The organism is Asticcacaulis sp. (assembly GCF_027484505.1).
In the GTDB taxonomy this organism is placed as follows: domain Bacteria; phylum Pseudomonadota; class Alphaproteobacteria; order Caulobacterales; family Caulobacteraceae; genus Asticcacaulis.
Genome location: NZ_JAIXSV010000152.1, coordinates 1 through 3551, shown reverse-complemented (window position 1 = coordinate 3551; position 3551 = coordinate 1). Strand labels below are relative to the sequence as shown.

Below are 3551 nucleotides of genomic sequence, written 5' to 3'. Positions count from 1 at the left end.
CAACACATTGTCGGGTAGGACCACGGCGGCGCGGCCCCCCGGTTTCAGCCCGCGATAGATATGCTGTAGAAAGCATAGCTGCTTGTTGCTGGTGGGGAAGGTCAGGTCGTCGCGGGTGGGCAATCCCCCGCCCTTCTTGGTGCCAAAGGGTGGGTTGGTCAGGATCAGGTCGGCCCTTTCCAGCGCCGATCCATCGGGCGACAGGGCATCGCCCACATGCACCGGCCCCTCGATCCCATGCAGGATCAGGTTCATCAGGCCCAGACGCTGTGCATCCTGCACCAGTTCCAGCCCCTGAAAGGCGCGCACCCGCTGAAAATACTGCATGGATTCGGGCAGGGTGAACAAATCCTCCGTCTGCCCCTTGATGTAACGGTCGGCGGCGATCAGGAAGCCGCCGGTGCCAGCGGCGGGGTCCTGCACCACCTCCCCCGGCTGTGGCCGCATCAGGGAAACCATGCTGTCGATCAAACAACGCGGGGTGAAATATTGCCCGGCCCCGGACTTCTTCTCCTCCGCGTTCTTCTGCAACAACCCTTCATACAGATCGCCCAGCCCCTCTGTCCGGGCGGAGTACCAGTCCAGCCCGTCCAGATGATCGACCAGCGTTTTCAGGTTGGTCGGGCGTTTCAGGAAGGTCTGCGCATTGGCATAAATCTCCTGCACCCGCTCACTGCCCTCCGCCCCCAGGCGGATCAGCATCTGGCGATAGAAGGTCAGTTGCTCCGTCCCCGTCTGCCGCTTCAGGTCGGCCCAACGCAGGCCGGGCGGAATGTTGGGCGCATGCTTGCCCTCCTCCGCCCCCGTCTCCTCCGCCATTTTCAGGAACAGCAGATAGGTGAGTTCGGTCACATACTGGTGATAGGTGATGCCGTCATCCCGGAGGACGTTGCACAGGTTCCAGAGCTTGGAGACGATGTCGAGGGTGGTCATTTAGCTAATCATTTCTACCAGTTATACCATCACCAAAACGCTCCATTCTTGGAGCATGTATGTAACCAACCAAATTTCTGAACATGGTTTCATCAACCTTAATAAGCTGTACACCATCCTGAGGCTCACCGTAGGAAATTGGATTACAATTATGCTCATTCTCATAAAGCTCAACACTATAAACTACACGGCCATTATGCCTAATAAACACACACAATATAGCATTGTTCCTCACAACACCCGCACAATGCTCTTCTTCAAGAAAACAGTGTTCGGCACCCGCAACCTCGCCACGCCGCAGATCATGAATTGAGTGATTGACGATATGGGACTCAAAATCGTCCAAATTCAATTTGTAACACCACTCACCAGCAGGCTCAAACCTAAAACTCCTAAACCGCTCTCCATCCCGAACAAACATTCTGTCCAAAACAAGATCGAGATCTACCTTATAATGGTAACTGCCATAACCATATGATTCAACCTCCATTTCAAATGAGTATATTGAGTAATTTTCTAAAACTCTCAAATATCCACCACTTATCCAAGCAGCAGAAAAAGAGCATCCAGATACGTTTTCTAGAAAGGTTCCTATAATCTTTTCTTCAGAAAAGAAGAATCCTATAGAAGCCAAAAGAATATTTTTAATTTCTTGATCTGCGCTTAATTTTTTATCTAATATTAATACTTTATCTTTATTTTTTTCGGAAAAATATTTATCAAGCAGCCATCCACCCTCCCCAATACAATAATCTCCACCGCGATGAAATTCTGAATTCTTAAATTCGAATTTGAACGTTTCAAAACAAAGAGCATTAGTAAAAAATCCTACGATTGATAGATCTGCAATTTTTTCTTCATTCTTAATATTAGTGAAAACTGCAGATATTTTTTTAAAAAAATCCTCTATAGAACATGAAAAATCATCATCCTTAAGGACACGAATTACAGCAGCTGCTTCGATTCGAGAACCAGCCCAACATATTACTAATTCATTAGAAATAAAAACAATCTTATTCTCCATATCGACTATTTGTTGATGGTACTCCAGTGGAACAAAAATATCTGGTTCATTCAACACTGGTATTGAAATGTGACTACCATCGGAACCAACTCGTGTAATTCTGCTATCAGATATCACGAACGGACAACCATTATATCTACCAACAAAAGCCGCAGTCATTAAACCACCCTCCTCCAGATTCTGTCGTGAAAAGCGAGCAAAACATCATCAAGCCCGCCCCCGAACACCCGATCCAGCCGCGCAAAGCCGCCCCCGGCGGCCTTGAACTGTCCGCTGTCCAGGCTGTCGCGGTCTACCACCACTTCCCGCTTCATTTGAAGCGCAATCCGTTCCAGCCATTGCCGCTGCACGTGCGTCCAGGACCGTTCTGCCAGGATCGCCGCCAAGGCCCGGTCCACCCGCATCTCATAGGGGATCAGCGGGTCGCCCAGGGCCGCTTGGCGGATATAGCCGATGATGCCGGCGGCGACGTCGACATGGCGGGCGTCGCGGAAGGCGGCGCGCAGGTCGGTCTCCTTGAAGCCCTTTTCCTCCAGCAGCAGCCTGATCTCCCGCAACTGCGCGCGGGTCAGGTCGCGTGGGCGTTGGGCGATGATGGTTAGCGCCGGGATGGCATTGATCTGGGTCTTCAGGAAGGTTTCAAAGGCCGACAGGTAATCTTCCGGCCTGGTGAAGCCGGGGCCATAGCCTTGGGCAGTGCCCAAATAGGTATCGGCATGGTCCGACACGGGCAGGCGCACAGGCCCCATCTCCCCCGCCCGGTCCAGCCAGTCGATCAGCGGGGTCAGGTTGGTCAACATACCCGCCGCCTCCACCGGGGTGGCCTGGCGCAGGCGGGTGACCAGATCAGTAGGGGACAGACCGCCGGCCAGATGGCTGAACCGGTCGGCCCGCGCATCGTCGCGCTGATACCGATGGCGGTGGCGCTGCATCTTGGCCACGATCTGGTCCAGCAGATAGCGGGCCTTTTCCGCGCGGTGGGTGGCGTCGGGTTCGGCGCTGTCAGGATCGGGGGGCGGGCCGCTGTCATAGCCGTCCGCCGCCTCTGCCATGCCGCCGTCCGTGGGTGGTGCGGGCGGGGGCAGGCCCACGGTTTCGGTCAATTCCTCCAGCAACTGCCCAAACCGGATGGCTGGGTTGGCCACCACGGGCCTGACCGCGCTGACCGCCTGCATCTGGGCATAGATGCCGACGGCATCGAGGATGCGGTATTCGATCTTGCCAATCTCTGGGCATAGCCGCGTGGCGCGACCGATCATCTGTTCATAGAGGATGCGGCTGGACACCCGGCGCACAAAGACCAGATTCACAATCTCCGGCACGTCGATGCCCGTGGTCAGTAGGTCGACCGTCACCACGATGCTGGGCAGGCGTTCATTCTTGAAGGCGCGGATACGCTGGCTGGGGCGGTCGACCGACCCGGTGATCTTCTCCACCGCCGCTTCCTCCAGCGTGCCATAACGGGCGCGCATCGCAATGCGGATTTCATCGACCAGGATGTCGGCATGTTGGTCCGTCACCGCGAAGACCAGGGTCTTGCCGGGCAGGGCCGGGTCGATATGCTCGGCAATGCCCTCTGCCACGGCGGCGTTAT

3 protein-coding genes are annotated in these 3551 nt (G+C 54.8%); all 3 read right to left on the bottom strand.

Annotated features, from left to right (window positions below; translation table 11 throughout):
- On the bottom strand, positions 1-933 hold a 933-nt coding region (locus Q0072_RS09810), incomplete at its 3' end, for a class I SAM-dependent DNA methyltransferase (protein ID WP_298329142.1).
- Between the two features lie 4 nt (positions 934-937).
- Positions 938-2116: a hypothetical protein gene (locus tag Q0072_RS09805; protein WP_298329139.1), complete on the bottom strand. Its 1179-nt coding sequence runs from the start codon at positions 2114-2116 to the stop codon at positions 938-940.
- The coding region (locus Q0072_RS09800) for a type I restriction-modification enzyme R subunit C-terminal domain-containing protein (protein ID WP_298329136.1) at positions 2116-3551 on the bottom strand (1436 nt) is incomplete at its 5' end. The genes Q0072_RS09805 and Q0072_RS09800, both read right to left, overlap by 1 nt.